This window comes from Dechloromonas sp. H13 (genome assembly GCF_009469615.1).
Lineage (GTDB): Bacteria > Pseudomonadota > Gammaproteobacteria > Burkholderiales > Rhodocyclaceae > Azonexus.
Genome location: NZ_SSXX01000001.1, coordinates 533222 through 556414, shown reverse-complemented (window position 1 = coordinate 556414; position 23193 = coordinate 533222). Strand labels below are relative to the sequence as shown.

Here is a 23193-nt window from a genome sequence, read left to right as displayed (position 1 = left end):
TGTTTCCGGATTTTCATTGGGATGATCTATGTCATTGACTGACCAAACTCGCGTGTCGCGGACCTTCGATTTGCTGCTCGCCGGTTCGGCGCTGATCCTCCTTGCTGCCTGCCAGCCGGCCGAGGAGGTCGCTGCCCCGGAAATCCGTCCGGTGCGGGTGGTCACCATCCAGTCAGGGAACGGTGGCGATTCGGTGTCGCTCACCGGCAGGGTGCAGGCGGAATCGGAAGTCAATCTGGCGTTTCGCATCGACGGGCGCATGATCAGCCGGGCGGTGAATGTCGGCGACACGGTCACCGCCGGCCAGGAAATCGCGCGACTAAATCCGGAAAACGAGGAAGACGGTCTGCGTGCGGCGGAAGCCACCCTGCAGGGTGCCCGCGGACAACTCATCGAGGCGCGCGCCAACGAAGAACGCAACCGTTCGCTTCTGGCCCAGAACTTCATCTCCAAGGCAGCGTTCGATCGGATCACGCAGGTCGCGAACAGCGCCCAGGCGCAGGTCGATGCGGCCCAGGCGCAGGTCGGCATCGCCCGCAACCGCCTCGGTTACACGCGACTGCTGGCCGATGCCGGCGGTGTGGTGACGGCGGTTGGCGCCGAACCCGGCGAGGTTGTCCAGGGGGGGCGCATGGTTGTTCAGGTGGCGCGCAAGGATGGTCGCGATGCCGTTTTTGACGTGTCCGCGCGGATCAAGGACACTGCGCCGGCCAATCCGGAAATCACCGTAACCCTGGCAACCGATCCCGCGGTGACGGCCAAGGGGCGGGTGCGCGAGGTTTCGCCGCGCGCCGATCCGGTGACCGGAACCTTCGCGGTCCGCGTCGGACTGATCGACCCGCCGGCCGCAATGCGACTGGGAACTACCGTGACCGGCCGCATGCCGCTCGGTGCTCCGCAGGGGATCGAGATTCCTGCGTCGGCGCTGGTCCGCGCCGAAGGCCGCTCGGCGGTGTGGGTCGTCGACCCGCAGGCCTTGACGGTTTCGTTGCGCACGATCGAAGTGCAGGCTTCGGACCCGGAGAACGTCAGGGTGGCGGCAGGCCTGAACCCGGGTGAGATCGTCGTCGCCGCGGGCGTGCAGGCCTTGCGCCCGGGTCAGAAGGTCCGCCTGCTCGGGTCGCAGCCATGATTGGCCCGAATCTCTCGGAATGGGCGCTCGCCAACCGCTCGCTGGTCATCTTCCTGATGATCGTCGCGGTGGTCGCCGGGACGTTCTCCTTCCAGCGTCTCGGACGTGGCGAGGACCCTGCCTTCACCTTCCGGACCATGGTGGTCAGTGCCGCCTGGCCGGGCGCGACGGTCGAGGAAACCCTGAATCAGGTCACCGAACGTCTTGAGCGAACGATTCAGGAAACCGACTATCTCAACCGGGTGCGCAGCTACACTACGGCCGGCCAGACAACGATCTTTGTCGATCTGAAGCAGTCGACGCCGCCGCACAAGGTGCCCGACATCTGGTATCAGGTGCGCAAGAATATCGGCGACATGCGCGGCTCGCTGCCGGCCGGTGTCATCGGGCCGGGTTTCAACGACGACTTCGGCAGCACCTTCGGCATCATCTATGCCTTTACCGCCGACGGCTTCAGCTTCCGCGAGCTGCGCGATTATGTCGAAGCGGCGCGTTCGCGCCTGCTGCACGTCCCCGATGTGTCGAAAATCGAAGTGCTCGGGGCGCAGGAGGAGCGAATCTTCATCGAGTTCTCCACCGAGCGCCTGGCTGCCCTGCGCCTCGACTACCCGACCATTCTCGCGTCGCTGCAGGCGCAGAATCTGGTGCGGCCGGCGGGCACCATCCAGACTGGGCAGGAGCGTGTGTTCCTGCGCGTCAGCGGTTCCTTCGATTCGGAACGCGACATCGAGTCCGTCAATCTCGTTGCCGGCGACCGCATCTTCCGGCTTGGCGACATTGCCACGGTGCGGCGCGGTTTTTCCGATCCGCCGCAGCCGATGTTCCGTGTCAATGGCAAGCCCGCGATCGGCCTCGCCATCGCCATGCGCGATGCCGGCGACATTCTGGCGCTGGGTCGCAACGTCCGCAGCGAAATGGCGGACATCAGCGCCAACCTGCCGCACGGCATCGAGCCGACGCTGGTCGCGGATCAGGCCGTCAGTGTCGACGTCGCGATCAACGACTTCATGACCTCGCTCTGGCAGGCGATCATCATCATCCTTGTCTGCAGCTTCGTGAGCCTTGGCGGACGCCCAGGCGCCGTCGTCGCGCTGGCCATTCCGCTGACGCTGGCGGTGGTGTTCGCCGTGATGAACATCGCCAACATCGACCTCCACCGCATCTCGCTCGGCGCGCTGATCATCGCGCTGGGGCTTTTGGTCGACGATGCGATGACGACCGTCGATGCCATGCTCCGCCGCCTCGGCGCCGGCGACAGCATGGATGAAGCGGCTACCTTCGCCTATCGCACGCTGGCGGCGCCGATGCTGATCGGCGCGCTGGTCACGATCGCGAGCTTCGTGCCGATCGGCTTCGCGAAAAGCAACGCCGGAGAATACACCTTCGACATCTTTTCGGTGGTGGCCATTTCGCTGATCGCGTCGTGGCTGGTCGCGGTGGTTTTCGGACCGCTGCTCGGCAAGGCCGTCCTGAAGCCGCCCAAGGTCGAAGCGGAGCCCAAGCCGAGCAAGATGGTCGCTGTCTACAGCACCTTCCTGCAAGGCGCGATCCGTGCCAGATGGCTAACCATCGCCCTGACGCTGGCCGCTTTCGTTGCCGCCATGTTTTTGCTGCGCTATGTACCGCAGCAGTTCTTTCCGGCCTCCGACCGCAGCGAATTGACCGTGAGCATGACGCTGCGGCAGAACGCCTCGATCTACGCCACCGAGGCGCAGGCCCTGCGCCTCGAAGCGCTCCTCAAGGACGATCCCGACATCGACCACTACAGCACCTATGTCGGCCGCGGCGCGATACGTTTCATCCTGACGCTCGATGTGCAGCTGCCCAACCCGTTCTTCGCCCAGTTCGTGATCGTCACCAAGGATCTCGAAGCGCGCGAGCGGGTGCAGGCCAAGCTGGAGAAAGTGCTCGCCGAGGAGTTCCCGGAAGTCGTCGCGCGCGTCTCGCCACTCGAACTGGGGCCACCGGTTGGCTGGCCGCTGCAGTACCGGGTGACCGGCCCGGACAAGGACGAGGTGCGCAGAATCGCGCTCGAACTGGCTCAGGTGATGGGTTCAGACACACGCACCCGCTACATCAACTACGACTGGATGGAGCCGGCCCGGCAAATGCGCGTCCGCGTCAATCAGGATCAGGCGCGGCAGCTTGGCATCAGCTCCGCGGCGCTGGCCACCGTGCTCAACGCCAAAGTGACCGGCTCGACGGTCACGCAGGTGCGCGATGATATCTACCTGGTCAATGTCGTGGCGCGCGCGGTTGACGAAGAGCGAGCCTCGTTCGGGAGTCTCGCTTCGCTGCAGGTGCCGACATCAAGCGGGCGCATGGTGCCCTTGAGCCAGTTTGCGACGGTGGTCGAGGAGCAGGAATTCCCGCTCGTCTGGCGTCGCAATCGGTTGCCTACCCTTACCGTGCGTGCCGATGTCGACCACAGCGTCCTGCCCGATACGGTCGTCGGCGCGCTGGCGCCGAAGATTGCCGAATTGAACGCCCGGCTCCCCGCGCAGTACAAGATCGAAACCGGCGGGATCTATGAGGAAAGCGCCATCTCGAGAGCATCGGTGTTCGCGGTTGTGCCCCTGATGATCGTGCTGATGCTGACAACGATGATGGTGATGCTGGGGAGCTTCCGCCGCCTCGCGATCGTGGTCGCCGTGCTGCCGCTCGGCTTGATCGGCGTCGTCCTCTCGCTGCTGCTGTTCAACCGGCCACTCGGTTTCGTGGCCATTCTCGGCATCCTTGCGCTGATCGGCATGATCGCCAAGAACACGGTGATCCTGATCGTGCAGATCGAGACCGACCGCGCGGAAGGCCGGAACGTTCTCGAGGCGGTCCTCGCCTCGGCGACCTCGCGGTTGCGGCCGATGGTCCTGACGGCGATCTCGACCGTGCTCGGCCTGATCCCGATCGCGCCAACCGTGTTCTGGGGGCCGATGGCCTTCGCCATCATGGGCGGTCTGCTGGTGGCGACGTTGCTGACGCTGATCTTCCTGCCAGCGCTTTACGTGACGGTATTCGGCGGCAAATCGTCGGCAGGGGCGGTGGCGGCGCAGTGAGCCCGCTGTTCACCGCCGCGCTGGTGCGCGGGGCGCTTTTTCTGCTGTTCTGGAGCGCCCTTATCGGCATCTCCTGGTCTTCGCTGGCGGTCGGTCTGGTGACCACGGTCGGCGCCACGTGGACGAGCCTGCACCTGTTGCCGCCCGGGCCGCAGCGGGTGCGCCTGTGGCCGCTGGTGGCGCTGCTGCCGCGCTTCCTGTGGCAGTCGCTGCTGGCCGGCTGGGATGTCGCGCGCCGCGCCTTCGATCCGCGCCTGCCCCTTCGTCCCGGTTTCGTCGTTTTTCCCAGCGCGCACGCGCCGGGCCATCTGCGCAACACCTTCGCCACCATCGCCAGCCTGCTGCCCGGTACCCTGCCGTGCGGCGAAAGCGAGGGCGGGATCGTCTTCCACTGTCTCGACGTCGGGCAACCCGTCGTCGCGCAGCTGGCGGCCGAGGAGGCGGCGCTGGCGCGCGTGCTGGAGAGGGCGCCCGGGCATGGCTGAGTTCCTTGTCGCCGCCGCCTGCCTGGTGCTCCTGTCGACGGCCCTCGGCCTGGTCCGTCTCCTGCGCGGCCACGGTGACGCCGAGTACATGATGGCGGCGCAGCTGCTCGGTACCGGCGGCATCGCGGCGCTGCTGCTGGGCGCGACGATTTCCGATCCGGCCATCGCTGATGCCGCGCTGACGCTGGCGCTGCTCGCCGCCTTCGCCTCGATTGCCTTCGTCAAGTACGCTGCCGGCCGCCTGGGCACGCCGCCGGCTGCGGGGTCGAAGGAGGGCGAATGAGCCTGCTGCTCGACCTGTGGACCATCGTCGCGGTGACGGCCGGCGTCTTCTTCTTCCTCGCCGGCACGGTCGGGCTGCTGCGTTTTCCCGACACACTGACCCGCCTGCATGCGCTGACCAAGGCCGACAACCTCGGGCTGGGGCTGGTCGTGCTCGGCCTGCTGCCACGCGTCGGCAGCCCGCTGGCCGGCCTCAAGCTGATCTGCGTCTGGCTGCTCGTGCTGCTTGCCGGGGCGACGGCGTCGCAACTGATCGCGCGCGCCGTCCGCCGTTCGGGGCCGCCGGTATGAATATGGCGCTGCTTTTCGACGGCAGCCTGATCGTGCTGATCCTGGCGGTCGCCGTGTGGACGATGGCGGTGCGCAACTCGTTCGCCGCCGTCATCGGCTATGCCACCTACGGCCTGCTGCTGGCGCTCGCCTGGGTGCGGCTGGCGGCGGTCGACGCCGCGCTCACCGAGGCGGCGATTGGCGGCGGCCTGACCAGCGTCCTGCTGATTCGCGCGGTGGTTCGCCTGCGCTCGTCCGAGTCCGCCGCCCGTGCCGAGACGCCCGGCCGGGTGTCGCGGTTGCTGGCGGCCGTGCTGGCGGGCAGCGTCACCGCAGCGCTGGCGCTGGTCGTGCTGACCCTGCCCGAACCGGCGCCGACGCTGGCGCCGCAGGTGGCGGCGAACATTGCCAGCACCAGCCTCGGCAACGCGGTGACCGGCGTGCTGCTCTCCTTCCGCGCGATCGACACGCTGCTCGAGGCGGTGGTCCTGGTCTTCGCCCTGATCGCGGTGTGGACGCTGACGCCGGACCCGCTCTGGGGCGGGCGTCCCGGGCCGCGTTACGAACTCGACGAGAACGGAATGCTGGCCTACCTGGCGCGTCTGCTGCCGCCGCTCGGCATCGTCGTCGCGGTCTACGTCCTGTGGGTCGGCGCCGACCTGCCAGGCGGCAAGTTCCAGGCCGGCACCCTGCTGGCGGCGATGTGGCTGCTGGCGATCATGGCCGGGCTGGTCGAGGCGCCGCCGATCAGCCAGCGCTGGCTGCGCGGCGCGCTGGTGCTCGGCACCGTCGTCTTCCTGGCGATCGGCTTCGCCGGCGTGCCGCTGGCTGGTGCCTTCCTCGCCTACCCCGAGGGCCATGCCAAACCGCTGATCATCGCCATCGAAGCAGCGTCGATGCTCTCCATCGCCCTGACCCTCGGCCTGCTGGTGCTCGGGCCGCCGGAACGGGGGGCGTGAGCGTGGCGGAATCCACCTTCTACGGCCTCTGCGCCGCCGCGCTGGTCGGGATCGGCCTCTACGGCCTGATCGTCAATCCGCAGCCCTTGCGCAAGATCCTTTCCTTCAACCTGGTCGGCAGCGGCGTCTTCCTGATCTTCGGCGTCGTTGCCCGGCGTGGCGCGGCACTCGGCATGGGCGGCGACCCGGTACCGCAGGCGCTGGTCATCACCGGCATCGTCGTCGCCTTCTCCGCGACGGCGCTCGCCGTCGCCCTCGTGGTGCGCCTGCACGAAACGACCGGCGCCGCCACGCTGATGCCGGCCGATGCCGGCGAACCGCCCACCCCATGAACACGTTGCCGACCCTGCTTCCCGAGGCGACGAGCGCCGGCGGCTACCTGCTCGTGCTAGCGCTCGTCCTGCCCTTCGTCGGCGTGCTCGCCGCGCTCACGCTGGGCGGGCGCCACGCGCGGGCGGTGGCCATGCTGGCGCTGCCGCTCGGTCTCGTGCTGTCCCTGGCGATCGTCGTCGAGGCGGTGCGTTCCGGGCAGACGCTGGTCTATCTGCTCGGCGGCTGGGCGCCGCCGCTCGGCATCGCCTTGCGCGCCGACGGCCTGTCGGCGGTCATGCTGCTGACGACTGCGGTCATCCTGCTCGCGGTGGCCTGCTTCGCCCATGCCGATTTCGCGGCGCCGGCGGCGGGCGGCGAGGCGCGCCGGCCGTTCATGTTCTGGACGCTGCTGCTCGCCATGTGGGGGTCACTCAATACGGTATTCCTCGCCGGCGACCTGTTCACGCTGTACGTCGCGCTCGAACTGCTGGGCTTCGCCGGGGTGCCGCTGGTCTGCCTCGAGGAACGCCCGGAAACGCTGCAGGCGGCGCTGCGCTACCTGCTCTTCGCGCTGATCGGCTCGGTGCTCTACATGCTGGGCGCGGTGCTGCTCTACGGCGCCTACGGCACGCTCGACATCGCCCGGCTCGCCACGCTGGTGCGGCCCGAGCCGGCGGCGTTCGCGGCTGCCGCGCTGATGACCGTCGGCCTGCTCGCCAAGACCGCGCTCTTTCCGCTCCACCTGTGGCTGCCGCCGGCGCACGCCGGGGCGCCGGCGGCAGCCAGCGCGGTGCTCTCGGCGCTGACGGTCAAGGGCTCGTTCTTCCTCGTCATCCGGCTCTGGCTCGACGTCATGCCCGGCATCGTCACGCCGGCCGCCGGGCAGTTGCTGGCGGCGTGCGGTGCCGCGGCGATCTTCGTCGGCAACGTCGTGGCCCTGCGCCAGAAGCGCCTCAAGCTGCTGATCGCCTATTCGACGGTCGCCCAGATCGGCTACCTGTTCCTGATGTTCCCGCTCGCTGCCGGGTTGTCGGCGCTGCAGCTGCCGACCGCGCCGGCGGTGACCGGCGGCATGCTGCAGGCGATTTCGCACGCGACGGCCAAGGCTGCGATGTTCATGGGGGCCGGTCTGATCTACAGCACCCTCGGCCATGACCGCATCGCCGACCTGCGCGGGGTCGGCCGCCAGCTGCCGATGACGATGCTCGCCTTCGCGCTCGGTGGCGTCGCGCTGATCGGGCTGCCGCCGTCGGGCGGCTTCATGGCCAAGTGGCTGCTGCTGGCGGCGGCGCTGACCACCGGCCAGTGGTGGTGGGTCGTCGTGCTGGTGCTCGGCGGCCTGCTGACCAGCTTTTACGTGTTCATCGTGCTGGTCAGGGCGATGGCTGCGGTCGACGTGCCGTTGACCCCGAAAATCGTCGTGCCGCGCCATCGCGAGGCGGTGGTGCTGGCCCTCGCCGGTCTCTCCTTCCTGCTCGGCTGCGTGGCGCTGCTGCCGCTCGACGTCGTACAGATCGGGCGCCCGGCCCTGCTGCCGGCGGGGCTGCAATGAGTTTCACGGCGCTGCTGCTCACGGCCACCGTCGGCCTGCCGCTGGCGATGCTGCTGGCCTGCCTGTGGCAGCCGCTGCGCGAGCGCATGCTGCCGTGGCTGGCGCTCGGCGCCGTTCCCGGCCTGGCGGCGGCCTTCCTGTCCGTGCGTGGCGAGCTGCTGGTGCTCGGCAGCGCGCGCTTCCCGCTCGCCTTCGCGCTCGACCGGCCGGGCGCCGTCCTGCTCGGCGTCGCCGCGCTGCTGTGGCTCGCCGGCGGCTGGTACGCCGCCGAGTATCAGCGGCAGGCGCCCGATCGCGGGCGTTTCGCGGTCTGCTGGCTGATGACGCTGAGCGGCTGCCTCGGCATCTTCGTCGCCGCCGACATGGTTTCGGTCTATCTGCTGCTGGCGCTCCTCAGCGTCGGCACTACCGGCCTCGTGCTGCAGACCGGCACGCCGCCTGCGCTGCGCGCCGGCGCCATCTACATCGGCATGGCCCTGCTGGCGGAATCGCTGCTGCTGGTCGGCTTCGTGCTGATCGTCAACAGCGCACCCGGCAACACCCTGCTGGTCGCCGACGCGCCCGCCGCCATCGTCGCCTCGCCGTGGCGCGACGCGATCTTCGCGTTGCTGATCGCCGGCTTCGGCATCAAGGTCGGTCTCGTCCCGCTGCATTTCTGGATTCCCCTCGCGCACGGGGCAGCGCCGGTGCCGGCTTCGGCGCTGTTGAGCGGCGCCGTCGTCAAGGCCAGCGTCATCGGCCTGATCCGTTTCCTGCCGCTCGACCACTCGCCGTGGGCGGCGGGGGCGGCGCTCGCCGCCGTCGGCCTGTTCGGTGCCCTCTACGCGGTGGCGGTCGGCGTCACCCAGCGGCATCCGAAGACGGTGCTGGCCTATTCCAGCGTCAGCCAGCTCGGGGTCATCGTCGCCATCATCGGCATGGGCATGGCCTCCGGCGACCCCAACGCCGGTCTCATCGCCGCCTTCTATGCGTCGAACCATGTCCTCTCCAAGGGGGCGCTGTTCATGGCGGTCGGTGTCGTGAGTGCCACCGGCAGCCGGCGCCTGTGGACCATCATGCTGCCGGCCGCGGTGCTCGCCGTCGGCCTCGGCGGCCTGCCCCTGAGCGGCGGCGCGCTGACCAAGGCGGTGGCCAAGGAGGTGCTGGGCGATGGTCCGTCCGGCGCGCTGGCGACCCTGTCGGCCATCGGCACGACCCTGCTGATGCTGCATTTCCTGCGCCGCCTGCGGGCTTTCGCGGCGGAAGATCCGGCGGCCACGGCCAGCTGCGGACTGCGCCGGCCGTGGCTGCTCATGGCGGTCGCCTCGCTGGTCGTGCCGTGGGCGCTGTTCCTGCTGTCGCCGAGGTACTCGCTGCCCGACGCGCTGGCGCCGTATGCCCTGTGGGCGGCGTTGTGGCCCATCGCCGTCGGCGGCGCCCTGGCGTACCTGCTGGCACGCTGGCAGCGGCTTCCCGAGCTGCCGGAAGGCGATGTCGTCGTCGCCCTGGAGCGGGCGGGACTGGCGCTTTCGGCCATGGCCGGTGCGGCCTGCGTCCGGCTCGACGGCGCCCTGCGCCAGTGGCCGCTGGCCAGCGTCGCGTTGCTGGGCCTGGCGCTGGCGTTCGCCGTGGCGACGCTGGCGGGGCGCTGAATGGAGATGCGGCAGTCATTCCCATTCCCGGTCGGCAGGGGCGCTGCATGACGTCGGGTTGCGGTTTTCTTGTTATGATCATGTCCTCTGCTGCCGTGCACCATCCGTCGCCGGGCGCGCGCGACCAAATTTCCGTTTTCGCCAACAAAAAGGGTTTCTCATGAAAAAAATTCTCATCGGGGCGCTTGTCGCGGGCAGTCTGTTCGCCACCGGCGCCATCGCCGAGCAGGCGCCCAACACGCTCGCCAGGATCAAGGCCGCGAAGGCCATCAACGTCGCCTACGCAGCCGATGCCCTGCCGTTTTCCTTCGTCGACGGCAACAAGGAGCCGGCCGGCTATTCGATCGACCTCTGCAAGCGCGTGATCGCCCGCATCGGGGAAACGGTGGGCGTTCCCAACCTCAAGGTGAACTGGCTGGCCGGGGCGACGCCCGAGCGCCTGCAGATGGTGCGCAGCGGCAAGGCCGACCTCGATTGCGCCACCACCACGCAGACCCTCGCCCGCCTGGCCAACGTCGATTTCTCCAGCCTGATCTTCGTCGACGCCGGCGGCGTCATCCTGCGCGCCGATTCGCCGGTCAACAGCATCGCCGAACTGGCGGGCAAGAAGATTGCGGTGCTCAAGGGCACGACGACCGAGAAGCGCCTCAACGCCATCATCGCCGACGGCCTGCCGGGAACCCGGGTCATCGGCGTGACCGATGCCCAGGAGGGTCTGAAGATGCTGGAGGCGGGCAGCGTCGACGCCTATGCCGGCGACCGCATCAAGCTGGTCGGTGCCGCCGTGCAGGGCAGCAATGCCGGGAAGTTCGTGCTGCTGACCGAGGAACTGTCCTTCGAGCCTTACGCGATGGCACTGCCGCGCGGCGATTCCGCGCTGCGCCTGGAGGTCAACCGGGCGCTGACGCAGGTCTACCAGAGCGGCGAGATCGAAACCATCTTCGCCCAGTGGCTGGGCAAGCTCGGTCGTCCGACCGGCCTGCTGGCCGCCATGTATCTGCTGAATTCGATTCCCGAATAAACGGGGCCTGTCATCTCCAATAAGGATCAGTCATGAAATTGAAGCATCTCGGGCGCGCCTTCGCGCTCAGTCTGTGTCTGGCGCTGCCGATGCTGAGCGGCTGCCAGACCCAGCCGGCCTTCCAGGTCTCGCAACCGGCCTCGCGCGTCGGCACCGTCGAATCCATCCGTTCGCAGACCGTGCAGAATTCCAATCAGACGCTCGGCACCATCGGCGGCGCGCTGGTCGGCGGCATCCTCGGCAACCAGGTCGGCCAGGGCTCCGGGCGGACGGCGGCGACGGTGGTCGGCGCCGCCGGCGGCGCCTACGCCGGCAACCGCATGACCAGCGGCAGCTCGCTGGTGTGGATCATCGGCATCCGCTACGACGACGGTTCGCTGGCGACCATCCAGCAAACGTCGTCGCCGGCGGTGCGCATCGGCGATCGGGTTATCGTGTCCAACAACGGCATGGAAATCCTGCCGTCCCGTTGAGCGAAGGGCTTTCGCGGCGGGCCGGCGCCTCGGCGCCGGCCCGCCGGCGATGAATGCTGAAATGCTGGCGACAGCGAACTTGAATGGATTCGGATTTTTGACAGGAGTTGGCACATGGGCAGCTTGAGAATGCTGGCGACGCTGGTCGCCCTGGCGCTACCGGCGCTTCCCGCGCTGGCCGGCGAAGCGGCGGCGACGATCGAGGGGCCGACCTGGCTGCTCAGCGGCCTGCCCGGCCATGACCTCGGCCCGTTGAACGGCGCCGGACGCCCGGTCACGGCGCGTTTCGAGGGCGGTCGCCTGTCCGGCTTTTCCGGTTGCAACCGTTTTGTCGGCGGTTACAGCGTCGACCGCGACCAGGTTTCGGTGAACGTCGGTTCGCTCGCCGGCACGATGATGGCATGCCCGGCCGACGCCATGACCATCGAAGGCGCCTTCAAGGGGGCGCTGACTGGCCCGTTGCGCTACACGATCACCGGCGACCGCCTCGTCCTGACGCCGTCGTCCGGCGCGCCGCTCGTCTTCGTGCGCGAGGTCGCGGTCCTCGAAGGCGCCAAATGGGAGATCACCGGCTTCAACAACGGCCGCCAGGCCGTCGTCAGCCCGCTCATCGGGACGCAGCTGACGCTGTCGTTCGCGAACGGCACGCTGTCGGGCAGCAGCGGCTGCAACACCTTCCATGCCGCCTACCAGGCCGAGGGCGGGCGCATCGCCATCCAGGCGCCGGCCACCACGCGCAAGCTGTGCGCCGGCAAGGGCGTCATGGAGCAGGAGCGGCAGTTCCTGACGGCGCTTGAAACCGCGACCGTGTGGGCGATCAGCGGCGGCATGCTCGACGTCCATCGCGCCGACGGCGAGCGCGTGCTGACCGCCAACCGGCGCGCCCGATGAAGGATTCGCAAGATTTCCATTCGTCACCCCTGCCGTCGCTGCGGGGGCGGGCAATGAACATCCGCTTTGCCGCGGTGATCGCCCTGACCGTCGTCGCGCTGGTGGCGGCCTTCCTGCTGCCGGCGGTCCGGCAGCCGCTGGAATACCATGACTTCGCCGACCATCGCCATCTGCTCGGGGTCGACAACTTTCTCGACGTCGTTTCCAACATCGGTTTCCTCGTCTTCGGCGTCCTCGGGCTGGCCATCGTCGCCAGTCGCCGTACCTGCTTCGCATCGTCGGGCGAGCGCTGGCCCTACGCCGTATTCTTCGTCGGCGTGCTGCTGACGGCGCTTGGCTCCGGCTACTACCACCTGGCGCCCGACAACGAAACCCTGTTCTGGGATCGCCTGCCGATGACCATCGCCTTCATGGGGCTGGTGGCGAGCCAGATTGTCGATCGCATCAATGTGCGATTCGGGCTGGCGCTGCTGTTGCCGATGTTGCTCGTCGGCGCGGCATCGGTTGTCTATTGGCGCATCAGCGAGCGCATGGGTACCGGCAACGTGCTCCCCTACGGTATCCTCCAGGGCTATTCGGTAATCATTTTGCTGCTGCTGGCGGTGCTGCATCCTTCCCGCTATACGCGCGGCAACGACATCTACTGGGTTTTCGGCTGGTATGTCCTGAGCAAGGTGCTCGAAACCTTCGACGGCGAAGTCCTGGCGTTCGCCCACGTCGTCAGCGGCCACACGCTCAAGCACCTGGCGGCCGCCGCTGCGGCGTTCGCGGTGTGCCTCATGCTGATGCGGCGGACGCTGAAGGATGATGGCCTGTCGCATTGATACGCCGGTGGCGCCAACCGAGTTTTTTCCATTGAAAGGGTAGTCATGAGCAATTTTTGGGATTTCATCTGGCTGATTCTGTCGACCTTCGTCTTCGTCGCCTATCTGCTGATCCTCTTCCAGATCGTCGCCGATCTCTTCCGCGACCCGGACCTCGGCGGCGGCTCCAAGGCGCTGTGGCTGATCAGCCTGATCTTCGTGCCGATGCTGACCGCGCTCGTGTATGTGATCGTGCGCGGCACCGGCATGGCGACCCGGCAGCGGGCGGCCATCGAACGCTCGAAGGCCGAGGCCGAGACCTACATCCGGCAGGTCGCCGGCAAGTCGCCGGCCGAGCAGATCGCCGATGCCAAGGCCCTGCTCGACGCCGGGACCATCACCCAGGACGAGTTCGCCAGGCTGAAGGCGAAGGCGCTGGACTGATTGCGGCCATTCATGGGCGTGTCGGGCGAAAATGACGTCTTTCGGGGCGTCGACCGCAGCAGGCGCGGCGGGCCCGGCCTACAGGTTTTTATTCTTGCGATGAGGTTGTGAACATGGCGACTGCCAAGGAAAAGAAGGGCGCTGGCCGCCCGCAACGCGACACGGTGCTGGTCGATCTCGCCCTGCAGGGCGGCGGCGCGCACGGTGCCTACACCTGGGGCGTGCTCGACCGCCTGCTGGAGGAACCCTGGCTGCAGTACGACGGGATTTCCGGAACCTCGGCCGGCGCCATGAACGCGGCGGTGATGGCGTATGGCCTGGAAGAGGGCGGCCCCGCCGGCGCCAAGGCCGCGCTCGAGAGCTTCTGGCGGCGCGTCGCCGATGCGGCGGTGCTCAGCCCCTTCCGCCGCGGCCCGCTCGAGATCCTGACCGGAAAATGGACGCTCGACTATTCGCCGGCCTTCGTCGCCGCCGATATCGCCGCCCGGCTCTATTCGCCGTACACCATCAATATGGGTGGCGGCAACCCGCTGCAGAAGGTGCTCGAGGAAAGCGTCGATTTCGGCAAGCTGGCCAAGGCCAGGACCAAGCTCTTCGTCACCGCCACCAACGTCCATACCGGGCGCGGCCGCATTTTTCGCAACGCCGACATGACCCCCGAGGTGCTGATGGCCTCGGCCTGCCTGCCGACCATGTTCCAGGCCGTCGAGATCGACGGCGAACCCTACTGGGACGGCGGCTTCACCGGCAACCCGACGATTACGCCGCTGGTCCGCGAGTGCGATTCGACCGACACGATCCTGGTGTCGATCAACCCGATCGAGCGGCCGGGAACGCCACGCACCGCGATGGAAATCCAGAACCGCCTGAACGAGATTTCCTTCAATTCGCCGCTCATCAAGGAACTGCGCATGGCGGCCCTGCTGCGCAAGGTGGCCGACCCGGGCAGCGGCGAGGGCGCCGTCTGGGCGAAGATGCGCATCCACCGCGTGGCCGGCGAGGAGATCATGCTGCAGCTCGGCTATTCCTCGAAGCTGCTGGCCGAATGGCCCTTCTTCGAAATGCTGCGCAGCGAAGGGCGGCGCGCCGCCGAAACCTTCCTCGCGACCTTTGGCGACGATATCGGGGTGCGGTCGACCCTCAATATCGACCATCTTTTGACGGAGGTCTGACGCCATGGGACTGCTTGGTATTCTTCTCGGCCTCGCCGTGCTGGTCGGCCTCTCGTTCCGCAGCTGGACCGTGCTGGTGCTGGCGCCGCTGGCGGCCATGGTCGCCGCGCTGTTCGCCGGCGACCCGCTGCTGGCACACTGGACGCAGACCTTCATGGGGGCGGCGGCCGGATTCGTTGCACAATTCTTCCCGCTCTTCCTGCTCGGCGCCATCTTCGGCAAGCTGATGGACGACAGCGGTTCGGTGAATACGATCGCCCAGTTCATGACCGACAAGCTCGGGGCCAAGCGGGCCATCCTGGCGGTCGTCCTGGCCGGCGCCATCGTTACCTACGGCGGCGTCAGTCTTTTCGTTGCGCTGTTCGTCATCGTGCCGATGGCGCAGGGGCTGTTCCGGGCGGCCAACATCCCGAACCGCTTGACGCCGGGGGCGGTCGCGCTGGGCACCATGACCTTCACGATGTCGGCGATGCCGGGTACGCCGGCCGTCCAGAACGCCATCCCGATGCCCTTTTTCGGCACCACGCCGTTCGCGGCGCCCGGGCTGGGTCTCGTCGCCTCGGGCATCATGTTCGGCTTCGGCATGTGGTGGCTGCTGCGCGCCGAGCGCAAGGCGCGCCTGGCCGGGGAGGGTTATGGCGAGAGCGGCAGCACGGTCGAGGTGGCGTGCGAGAACCCGGACGTTCGCGAACGCGCGACGAGTACCAGCGCCTTCGATCCGGCCGAGCTCAAGCGCGGTCACCACAGCCCGGAGCAGCCCGGCGTCCTGGTCGCGGCCTTGCCGCTGATCGCCGTCGTCCTCGTCAACCTGACGATGTCGATGCTGGTGATTCCGCGCCTCGATACCAGCTTCCTTGCCGAGCCCCAATGGGGTGGCATCTCGATCGCCTCGGTCAGCGGCATCTGGTCGGTCATCGTCGCCCTGATTGTCGCCATCCTGGTGCTCGTGGCGCTCAACCGGAAGCGCCTGAGCGAGCTGCGCGCCTCGGTCGATGCCGGCGCCAACGCCTCGGTGCTGCCCATCATCAGCGTCGCCAGCCTGGTCGGTTTCGGTGCGGTGGTCGCATCCTTGCCAGCCTTCGCAGCGGTGGCCGATTGGGTGCTGTCGATCGACGGCGGACCGCTGGTTTCGCTGGCCGTTTCGACCAACGTGCTCGCCGCGCTGACCGGCTCGGCCTCGGGCGGCATGACCATCGCCCTCGAGGCGCTGGGCCCGGTCTATCTGGCGATCGCCGAGCAACAGGGAATCGACCCGGCTCTGCTGCATCGCATCGCGGTGATCGGCGCCGGTACCCTGGACAGCCTGCCGCACAACGGCGCGGTCATCACCTTGCTCGCCGTCTGCGGCTCGACCCACAGCAAGAGCTACATCGACATCGTGATGTGCTGCGTCGTCAGCGCCTTGCTTGCCTTGGTCGCAGTCATCGTCCTCGGCGGGATGTTCGGTTCGTTCTAGCGCAACTCTCCTGCTAGAAACAAGAACGGCCCCGATTTCCGGGGCCGTTTTTCATTGGGCGACTCCTCAGGGCGTTGCCTGCGCCTCGGGCACCAGTTCGGTCAGATAGGCCTCGATTTCCGCCGCGTCCGGTTGCGGCACCTTCTTGTAGGCGGTGCTTGGCTGGACGGTCACTACCTTAGGTCGCGGGTCGCGGATGCCTTCCTCGATGCGCTCGATCATGAACGGGAAGAAGGGGTTGGAGGCGACGCGCGAGAGGAAATCCATGTTGACCACCAGCGCGCCGCGTTCGCCGCGCGGTGCCAGGGTGCCGAGCTGGACGCCGAAATCCTCCTGCGAGGTATCGGGATGCAGCCCGTAGAGCGGGTCGGTCAGCGGGAACGGGATCGATACGTGCGACATCGAGAAGATTTCCGGCGGGTAGCGCACGGCCAGCGGCTGGACCCGCTCGGTCGTGCTGCCGGCGTCGACGATGCGGGCGAAGGTGGTCATCGGGTCGGCGCGCTCATTGCCGACTACGGTGATCCGGTAGGGCTGCGGCAGTTCCGGCATGATGCGGGCGAGCGCAGTTTCGGCCGAACGGCGCAGCAGGGGGCCGAACTCGACCGAGCGGTTGACGTCGAACAGCACCAGTTCGCTGCCGTTGGCCGGCAGGTAGGCGTAGAGCGAGGCGATGATCGCCCGCGTGCTGACGGTGAAATCCATGACCGACTGGAAGGTCAGGACCGGCGCCAGCGTCGTCATGCCGTCCTTGCCTGCCATGCGGACGATCTGCTCCTGCAGCGCCTGGGTCAGGCGGAAGGACTGGCGGCCGCCGTTGACCGGGAAGGAGTTGTACTTGAACGGGTTGAATTCCGGGACGATGCTCAGCCATGCCGCCTTGGCGAACGAGGGCAGCACCGCCGGCAGGCCGGCGATGCCGGTCAGGCGGGCGAAACGGGTGATGCCGATCATCGGCGAGAGGAGGATCAGGCGGTCAGGGCGCGCCAGCTGGTCGTTCTCGGCGGCGTCGAGGGCATACTTGACGGCCAGCGCGCCGCCGTTGGAAAAGCCGACAAGATGCAGCGGCGCCGCCGGGTCGGTGAGCCGCCTGGCTTCGCGGACCGCCAGGCGGGTGGCGGCCATCCAGTCCTCCCAGCGGACATTGCTGAGGCCGGCCGGCACGGTGCCGTGGCCGGGCAGGCGGATGGCGATGACGACGAAGCCGTCGGCGGCATAGCGGCGGGCGATGTGCCGCAGGCTGTAGGGCGAGTCGGTCAGGCCGTGCAGCAGGACGGCGGCGCCGACCGGCTTGCCGGCCGGCGCCATCACGTAGGAACGGTTCCAGTCCTGGGCGTAGCGCGGCGGGTAGATGACGCTCTCGGGGTAGTAGCGGTTGAACGGCGTTTGCGCTTCCGGCGAAATCCTGTCGCTGACTTCGCTGCGCACCGCCTTGAAGAGCGCGTCCTCGGTCTTCAGGTAGGCGGCCCAGTCGCCGGCGTCCATCGCCTTGGCGCTCATTTCACTGGGCACGTAGGTGTGCCAGCTGTCCAGCGGCGGCATCTGGCGTGAATCGTAGATGCGCACGGCGAAGAAGGTGCCGACGGCGACGGCGATCAGGAGCAAGAAGATCTTGGCGCTTTTTTTCAGCTTGGACATGGTTTGTGGTGGTTCGCGGAGTGTTGGCTGGCGGTGCGGCGCGCACGAAATGCCCGGCGCATTGTTTTCTGGTCAGCGGATGATAGCAGGACGCCTTGCCCTGCGGCGCGTACCGGGCGCCTACGTGGCGCTCGCCAGCGCCAGCGCGCCGCGCAGGCCGAGATCCTCGGCGGTCAGCAGATGAACCGGCATGTCCTGCACCAGCCCGCGATGCTCGCGCTTGGCGAGGAAGGCAGTCATGAAGGGTGCGCAATCGGTGTGCGGCAGCAGCTTGCCGGCGATGCCGCCGGCGAGGTAGACGCCGCCGCGCGCCAGCCAGTGCAGCGCGAGGTCGCCGGCGAAGGCGCCGTAGCAGGCGAGCCAGAGTTCGAGCGCCTGCCGGGCCAGCGGATCGCTGCCGGCGAGGGCGGCCCGGCCGATAGCGGCCGGCAGTTGCGGTCGACCGCCCAGAAAGGCATGAATTCGCGCCAGCCCGGGGCCGGACACGACGTCCTCGGTCGTCACGCGGCCGTTGCGTTCCAGCAGCCAGGCCCAGAGTTCGCCCTGCTGCGGCGTTTGCGGCGCGAAGCCGAGGTGGCCGCCTTCGCCGGGGATGACGCGGTAGCAGTCGGCTTCCCAGACCAGCCCGGCGACGCCGAGGCCGGTGCCGGCGCCGAGGATGACGCGCGGTGCCCGGGCGAGCGGCCGGCCAGCATGCAAAGTGAGCACCTGCTTCTCTTCCACCAACGGCAGACCATGGGCGGCGGCAGCGAAATCGTTGGCCAGCGTGACCCGGCCGATGCCGAAGCGGCGGCATAGCTCGTCGGCGTCGAGCTGCCACGGCAGGTAGGTGAGCTGAACGCTGCGACCGTCGGTCGGGCCGGCGACGCCGAAACACGCGGCGGCGATCGCCGGGGCGTCGGCGAGGAACTCGCCGAGCAGCGCGTCGAAACTCGGGTAGTCGGCGCTGGCGTAGCGCTGCTGGCGGACGATGCGAATACCGCCGTCATCCGGCTCGGCGAGCGCCAGCAGGGTCTTGGTGCCGCCGAGATCGCCGCCGAGGATCATTGCCGCGTTGCCGCCCGCTTGTGCGGATCACAGCACCGCGCGACCGGCGTCTTGCGCTGCCTCCGCGCCAGTCCCTTGCGCAGCCCGTCGCTTGCTGTGAACATGCCCTAGACTGCGACGGGGGCGGCGATGTGCGGGTGCGGGTCGTAGCCGTCGAGGCGGAAGTCCTCGAATCTGAAGGCGAAAACGTCATCGACCGCGGGATTGATCCACATCGTCGGCAGCGCGCGCGGTGTGCGCGACAGTTGCAGCCGGGCCTGCTCGAAGTGGTTGGAATAGAGATGGGCGTCGCCGAAGGTGTGCACGAACTCGCCGGGCCGATAGCCGCAGACCTGGGCCAGCATCAGGGTCAGCAGCGCATAGGAGGCAATGTTGAAGGGCACGCCGAGGAAGATGTCGGCGCTGCGCTGGTAGAGCTGGCAGGAGAGCCGGCCGCCGGCGACGTAGAACTGGAACAGGCAGTGACAGGGCGGCAGGGCCATGTGGTCGACGTCGCCCGGGTTCCAGGCGGAAACGATATGGCGACGCGAGTCCGGGTTGTTCCTGAGGCTCTGGACGAGTTGCGCGATCTGGTCGACGACGCGGCCGTCCGGCGTTTCCCAGCGCCGCCACTGCTTGCCGTAGACCGGCCCGAGGTCGCCGTTCTCGTCGGCCCATTCGTCCCAGATGCGGACGCCGTTTTCCTTGAGGTAGGCGATATTGGTGTCGCCCTGCAGGAACCACAGCAGTTCGTGGATGATCGACTTGAGGTGCAGCTTCTTGGTCGTCACCATCGGGAAACCCTGCGCCAGGTCGAAGCGCATCTGCCAACCGAAAACGGAGCGGGTGCCGGTACCGGTGCGGTCGGCTTTGTCGTGGCCGTGCTCCAGCACGTGGCGCATCAGGTCGAGGTATTGCTGCATGGTTCCCGGGGCGGCGAAGAGAATGGGAAGGGAATTCTACAGGTTGCCGGTGTCGGTGCGGGACTATAATGCCCCGGGCAGCGTGGCCGGCTACGGCTGTAATGGCTCGGGAGGGGAGCATGGATGCCTGGATGATAGCGATTCTCGCCCTGTGTGGCAGTTGCGGCGGCATGCTGCTGACCATGATGTGGCGCCACCAGCTACCGCCACATCACGAACAGGAGGAAACCCGGGACCTCCTGAAGATCGCCGTCGGCGTCATGGCGACGCTGGTCGCGCTGATTCTCGGCATGCTCGTCGGTTCGGCGAAGGGTACCTTCGATACCGCCAACGCCGCCATCGCCGTCGAGGGCGCGAAGGTCATCGAACTCAACCGTGTCCTGCTCGACTACGGTCCCGAGACGCAGCCGGTGCGTGCCGCCGTGCGCGACAAGGTGGTGGCGATGGAGGCGCGGATCTGGCCGGCGAGCGGGCGGCCGGACACGGCGAGCCTGCTCCGGGACGCGGACGGCGAGCGCTCCTGGGACGATGTCCTGCAGGGCATCCGCCGCCTGGAGCCGGGGAATGCTATTCAGGAGCACCTGAAAAGCCGCGCCCTGCAACTGGCGGGCGACATTTCGGTGGAGCGCTGGCTGCTGTTCGAGCAGATGCAGGCCGGGCTGCCGCTCATCCTGTTGCTGGTGCTGATTACCTGGGTATTCCTGCTGTTCATCGGCCTCGGCCTCATCGCCCCGCGCAATTCGACCGCCGCCATCGCCCTGCTTGCCTGCGCGCTTTCGATGTCGGGCGCCATCTTCCTGATTGTCGAGCTGACGCGCCCGCTGGATGGCTGGATCCAGGTTTCGAAGCTGCCGGTCGTGCGCGCGCTGCAGATGATCAGCAAGTAATCCGCTGGACGGCAGTGCGCCGCTTCGCGATAGAATTCACAAAAAACGGTCAGCCAATTCCGATCAATCAGTGTCCGGGGGAGAAATGCTGGAAAGGTTGCTCAGCCTGCGCCGGATCGGCGGGACGAAGACGGATCACCCGCTGGCGGATTCCCGCGAATTGCGGCGCATCATCGGCGACATCCCGGCCGACAACACCTTCAAGGCGATCGACGAGATCATCGGCTGGCTGGAGTCGCTGCAGGGCACCCGGGACTTTCCCGAGGACCGTCTCTACGAGGCGCTCAGCCGCCTCGACGACGCGGCGCAGCCGCATCTCCGGCGCCAGGCGCGCGACTATCTCCACGCCCCGCGCCTTTCCCGCGCCGAGGAAAAGCGCCTGTGGACCATCCATCACGGTTTCTGGAGCCTGCTGGCTTCCGGCTACGAGCGCTGCCTGCAGGCGCTCGGCCAGAAGACGCGGGTCGGCGAGCAGATTCGCCAGGTCCTGCCGGCCCTGACCGCGCGCCTCATCTCGGCGCTCGCCGGCGTGCTCAAGTGGGAACAGTTCCATTACGGGCCGGCGGCCGGCGGCCTCTGGCAGCGCCTCGGGGCGGCCCTGCTGGCGGCCGAGGGCGCCGGCGTGGCCGGACGCAGCCTGCAGTTGCGCGAGGGCGTTTCCGGGGTGAGCAGCCCGCAGCAGGAGTTCGTCAAGGCCGTCGCCTTCCAGGCGGCGTCGATGGGCAGCCTGCTGCCGCTGGAGATCGAACTGGCCGAGCGGCTCATCGCCCATTTCCTGCCCGGCTTCGTCTTTTCCGCGACCGCCCAGGCGGACAGCGTCTATTGGGTCGACCTGGCGCAACCGGCGCCGCCGATGCGGCTGGCGCGCATGCCGTCCTGCGCCACGCCCACCCAGCGCTTCTTCAAGCCGGGAACGGCGCATGCCGCGATCGAAAAGCTGCTGCACGACCTCGAACTGGGGCACGACGTGCCGGGCGACCTCGCCCTGGGCGGGCAATACCATGCACGGGCGCTGCTGCCGGCGCTGCGCCATCTCGCCGCCTACCTGGCGCCGGTCCCGCCGCAGCGGCGCCATGACCGGCACAACGTCAAGCAGCGGGCGCTGGTCGTGCACGGGCTGAACGACGTGCGCCTGGCCCTCGCCGGGAAACTGGCGGGACAGCCAGGACAGGCGGGCGAGCCGCCGGTGGAGAGTTGGATCGTCGAGAACGTCAGCCGCGGCGGCTTCGGGGCGCTGGTCAACAATATTCCGGGCGAGTGGCTCAGGATCGGCGCCCTTTTGGCGCTGCAGCCGGAAGGCGGCGCCACCTGGCTGGTCGGCATTGTGCGCCGCTATCAGCGCATGGGCGACGCCGGGGTCCAGGTCGGCGTCGAGTTGCTGGCCCTGCAGGTGACGCCGATCGAACTGAAGACGCGTGCCGCGTCGACCTATGCGGCGGCCGCCGGCATGCCGGCCCTGCTGTTGCGCGACGGCAATGCTCCGGGCGAAGTGCGCATCGTCATGCCGTTCGCGTCGTTCAGCCTGCGCGAAACCCTGGAGTACGAACAGGACGGCCGGCGCATCCCGTTGAGCCCGGTGGCCATCGGCGAACAGGCGGCCGATTACGAGCTGGCGCGTTTCCGTCCGCTGGCGCCGGCCTGAACCGTCACTTGCGGAGCGCCGTTTTCGGGCGCCAGGCCTTGATCACCGCTTCGTTGGTTTCGGCGTAGGGGCCGCCGATCAGGTCGATGCAGTAGGGCACGGCAGCGAAGATGCCGACGTGGGTCACCTGGCCGTCGGCGCCGCGCACGCCTTCCAGGGTTTCCCGGATCGACTTCGGCTGGCCGGGCAGGTTGATGATCAGGGCCTGCCTGCGGATGACGGCGACCTGCCGCGAGAGGATGGCGGTCGGCACGAAATTCAGGCTGATGCGCCGCATCTCCTCGCCGAAGCCGGGCATTTCCTTGTCGGCAACGGCCAGCGTCGCTTCCGGCGTGACGTCACGTGGCGCCGGGCCGGTGCCGCCGGTGGTCAGCACCAGGTGGCACCGGCTGCGGTCGACCAGTTCCACGAGGGTGTTTTCAATGGTCGGCCGGTCGTCGGCGATCAGCCGCGTTTCAGCCCGCCACGGGCTGGTCAGCGCGCCGGCCAGCCATTCCTGCAGGGCCGGGATGCCCTTGTCTTCATAAACGCCGGTCGAGGCGCGGTCGCTGATCGACACCAGGCCGATGACCAGTTCTTCATTCTGCGGCATGCGCGGCTCCCTGTTGATCGAGTTCCTGGAGAACCTGGAAAATGGCGCGGAAGCTCTTCGGCGGCTTGCCGGCTTCCTGCTCCTTGAGCGCGTTGCGGCGCAGCTGGCGCAGCTGCTGGAGATCGGCGCCGGGCCAGGTGGCGGTGATTTCGGCGAGCACCGTTTCATCTTCCAGCAGGCGCGCGCGGAAGCGCTCCAGACGGTGCAGGCGGGCGGTTTCGGCGGATGATTCGCCGCGCAGCAGGGCCAGGCCGGCGCGGATCGGCGCGTCGTCGGCGCTGCGCATCAGCTTGCCGAGATACTGGATCTGCCGGCGGCGGGCACCGTGGGCGGTGATCTTCTGGCACTCCCGCACGGCGTCGAAGATGTTTTCGGGCAGGTTGATGCGCTTCAACTGCCCGACCGAAAGCTCGACCAGTTCGGCGCCGAGATCCTGCAGTTCGTGCATCGCCTCCTTCTTCTTGGTCTTGGACGGGCGGCCGGTGTCTTCGGTGAAATCTTCGTCTTGCATGGATGGCGGGCGGGGGCGGGCAATATCGGCCTGCTATG

23 protein-coding genes are annotated in these 23193 nt (G+C 68.0%); 18 read left to right on the top strand and 5 right to left on the bottom strand.

Translation table 11 applies throughout. The annotated features are described in order from the left end of the window. Positions 1-34 precede the first annotated feature (34 nt). The 16 genes from GH660_RS02800 to GH660_RS02725 all read left to right on the top strand — a co-directional run bounded on the left by GH660_RS02800 (position 35) and on the right by GH660_RS02725 (position 15936). A complete protein-coding gene (locus GH660_RS02800) occupies positions 35-1132 on the top strand; it encodes an efflux RND transporter periplasmic adaptor subunit (protein WP_228276332.1) in 1098 nt (365 codons plus the stop codon). Then, the gene (locus GH660_RS02795; RefSeq protein ID WP_153145041.1) at positions 1129-4185 is read left to right on the top strand and encodes an efflux RND transporter permease subunit; all 3057 of its coding nucleotides are present in this window, start codon (positions 1129-1131) and stop codon (positions 4183-4185) included. The genes GH660_RS02800 and GH660_RS02795 overlap by 4 nt, the downstream gene beginning before the upstream one ends. Further along, a complete protein-coding gene (locus tag GH660_RS02790; RefSeq protein ID WP_228276331.1) occupies positions 4182-4670 on the top strand; it encodes a Na+/H+ antiporter subunit E in 489 nt (162 codons plus the stop codon). Before GH660_RS02795 ends, GH660_RS02790 begins: the two co-directional genes overlap by 4 nt. Next, positions 4663-4953: a multiple resistance and pH regulation protein F gene (locus GH660_RS02785; protein ID WP_153145039.1), complete on the top strand. Its 291-nt coding sequence runs from the start codon at positions 4663-4665 to the stop codon at positions 4951-4953. Before GH660_RS02790 ends, GH660_RS02785 begins: the two co-directional genes overlap by 8 nt. Next, positions 4950-5243, top strand: coding sequence for a monovalent cation/H(+) antiporter subunit G (locus GH660_RS02780; protein WP_153145038.1), 294 nt, complete (start codon positions 4950-4952; stop codon positions 5241-5243). The genes GH660_RS02785 and GH660_RS02780 overlap by 4 nt, the downstream gene beginning before the upstream one ends. Before the next feature lie 2 nt (positions 5244-5245). Continuing rightward, positions 5246-6181, top strand: coding sequence for a hydrogen gas-evolving membrane-bound hydrogenase subunit E (gene mbhE, locus GH660_RS02775; protein WP_228276330.1), 936 nt, complete (start codon positions 5246-5248; stop codon positions 6179-6181). Beyond that, positions 6178-6513 (top strand): cation:proton antiporter subunit C, encoded by a 336-nt coding sequence (locus GH660_RS02770; protein ID WP_228276329.1) that lies wholly within the window; start codon positions 6178-6180, stop codon positions 6511-6513. Before mbhE ends, GH660_RS02770 begins: the two co-directional genes overlap by 4 nt. Beyond that, on the top strand, positions 6510-8045 hold the full coding sequence (locus tag GH660_RS02765) for a complex I subunit 5 family protein (RefSeq protein WP_153145036.1): 1536 nt from the start codon (positions 6510-6512) through the stop codon (positions 8043-8045). Before GH660_RS02770 ends, GH660_RS02765 begins: the two co-directional genes overlap by 4 nt. Further along, complete coding sequence (locus tag GH660_RS02760) at positions 8042-9676, top strand: complex I subunit 5 family protein (RefSeq protein WP_153145035.1); 1635 nt, start codon at positions 8042-8044, stop codon at positions 9674-9676. Before GH660_RS02765 ends, GH660_RS02760 begins: the two co-directional genes overlap by 4 nt. A 160-nt stretch (positions 9677-9836) precedes the next feature. After that, on the top strand, positions 9837-10697 hold the full coding sequence (locus tag GH660_RS02755) for an amino acid ABC transporter substrate-binding protein (protein WP_194266210.1): 861 nt from the start codon (positions 9837-9839) through the stop codon (positions 10695-10697). A 32-nt stretch (positions 10698-10729) separates the two neighbouring features. Then, entirely contained in the window at positions 10730-11170 is a 441-nt protein-coding gene (locus GH660_RS02750; protein ID WP_153145033.1) for a glycine zipper 2TM domain-containing protein, read from the top strand. A 114-nt stretch (positions 11171-11284) separates the two neighbouring features. Further along, complete coding sequence (locus GH660_RS02745; RefSeq protein WP_153145032.1) at positions 11285-12061, top strand: META domain-containing protein; 777 nt, start codon at positions 11285-11287, stop codon at positions 12059-12061. Then, entirely contained in the window at positions 12058-12885 is an 828-nt protein-coding gene (locus GH660_RS02740) for an alkaline phytoceramidase (RefSeq protein ID WP_153145031.1), read from the top strand. Before GH660_RS02745 ends, GH660_RS02740 begins: the two co-directional genes overlap by 4 nt. A gap of 45 nt (positions 12886-12930) precedes the next feature. Next, positions 12931-13308 (top strand): SHOCT domain-containing protein, encoded by a 378-nt coding sequence (locus GH660_RS02735; RefSeq protein ID WP_153145030.1) that lies wholly within the window; start codon positions 12931-12933, stop codon positions 13306-13308. 113 nt (positions 13309-13421) lie between these two features. Further along, the gene (locus tag GH660_RS02730; protein ID WP_153145029.1) at positions 13422-14480 is read left to right on the top strand and encodes a patatin-like phospholipase family protein; all 1059 of its coding nucleotides are present in this window, start codon (positions 13422-13424) and stop codon (positions 14478-14480) included. Positions 14481-14484: 4 nt separating this feature from the next. Beyond that, entirely contained in the window at positions 14485-15936 is a 1452-nt protein-coding gene (locus GH660_RS02725; protein ID WP_153145028.1) for a GntP family permease, read from the top strand. A gap of 66 nt (positions 15937-16002) precedes the next feature. On the opposite strand, the gene GH660_RS02720 is transcribed toward GH660_RS02725, so the two are convergent. From GH660_RS02720 to GH660_RS02710, 3 genes are all read right to left on the bottom strand, one after another. Then, entirely contained in the window at positions 16003-17574 is a 1572-nt protein-coding gene (locus GH660_RS02720; RefSeq protein WP_153145027.1) for a carboxylesterase, read from the bottom strand. 120 nt (positions 17575-17694) lie between these two features. Beyond that, the gene (glk, locus tag GH660_RS02715; RefSeq protein WP_153145026.1) at positions 17695-18621 is read right to left on the bottom strand and encodes a glucokinase; all 927 of its coding nucleotides are present in this window, start codon (positions 18619-18621) and stop codon (positions 17695-17697) included. A 107-nt stretch (positions 18622-18728) separates the two neighbouring features. Next, positions 18729-19523, bottom strand: coding sequence for a thymidylate synthase (locus tag GH660_RS02710; protein WP_153145025.1), 795 nt, complete (start codon positions 19521-19523; stop codon positions 18729-18731). 119 nt (positions 19524-19642) lie between these two features. Between GH660_RS02710 and GH660_RS02705 the strand changes: the two genes are divergently transcribed. Further along, entirely contained in the window at positions 19643-20410 is a 768-nt protein-coding gene (locus GH660_RS02705; protein WP_194266209.1) for a hypothetical protein, read from the top strand. Between the two features lie 85 nt (positions 20411-20495). Next, positions 20496-22052: a hypothetical protein gene (locus GH660_RS02700; protein WP_153145023.1), complete on the top strand. Its 1557-nt coding sequence runs from the start codon at positions 20496-20498 to the stop codon at positions 22050-22052. 4 nt (positions 22053-22056) lie between these two features. Here GH660_RS02700 and mog read toward each other — a convergent pair whose 3' ends face one another. Continuing rightward, positions 22057-22644, bottom strand: a complete 588-nt coding sequence (gene mog, locus GH660_RS02695; protein WP_153145022.1) for a molybdopterin adenylyltransferase — start codon at positions 22642-22644, stop codon at positions 22057-22059. Then, a complete protein-coding gene (gene yjgA, locus GH660_RS02690; protein WP_153145021.1) occupies positions 22631-23155 on the bottom strand; it encodes a ribosome biogenesis factor YjgA in 525 nt (174 codons plus the stop codon). The genes mog and yjgA overlap by 14 nt, the downstream gene beginning before the upstream one ends. Positions 23156-23193 lie beyond the last annotated feature (38 nt).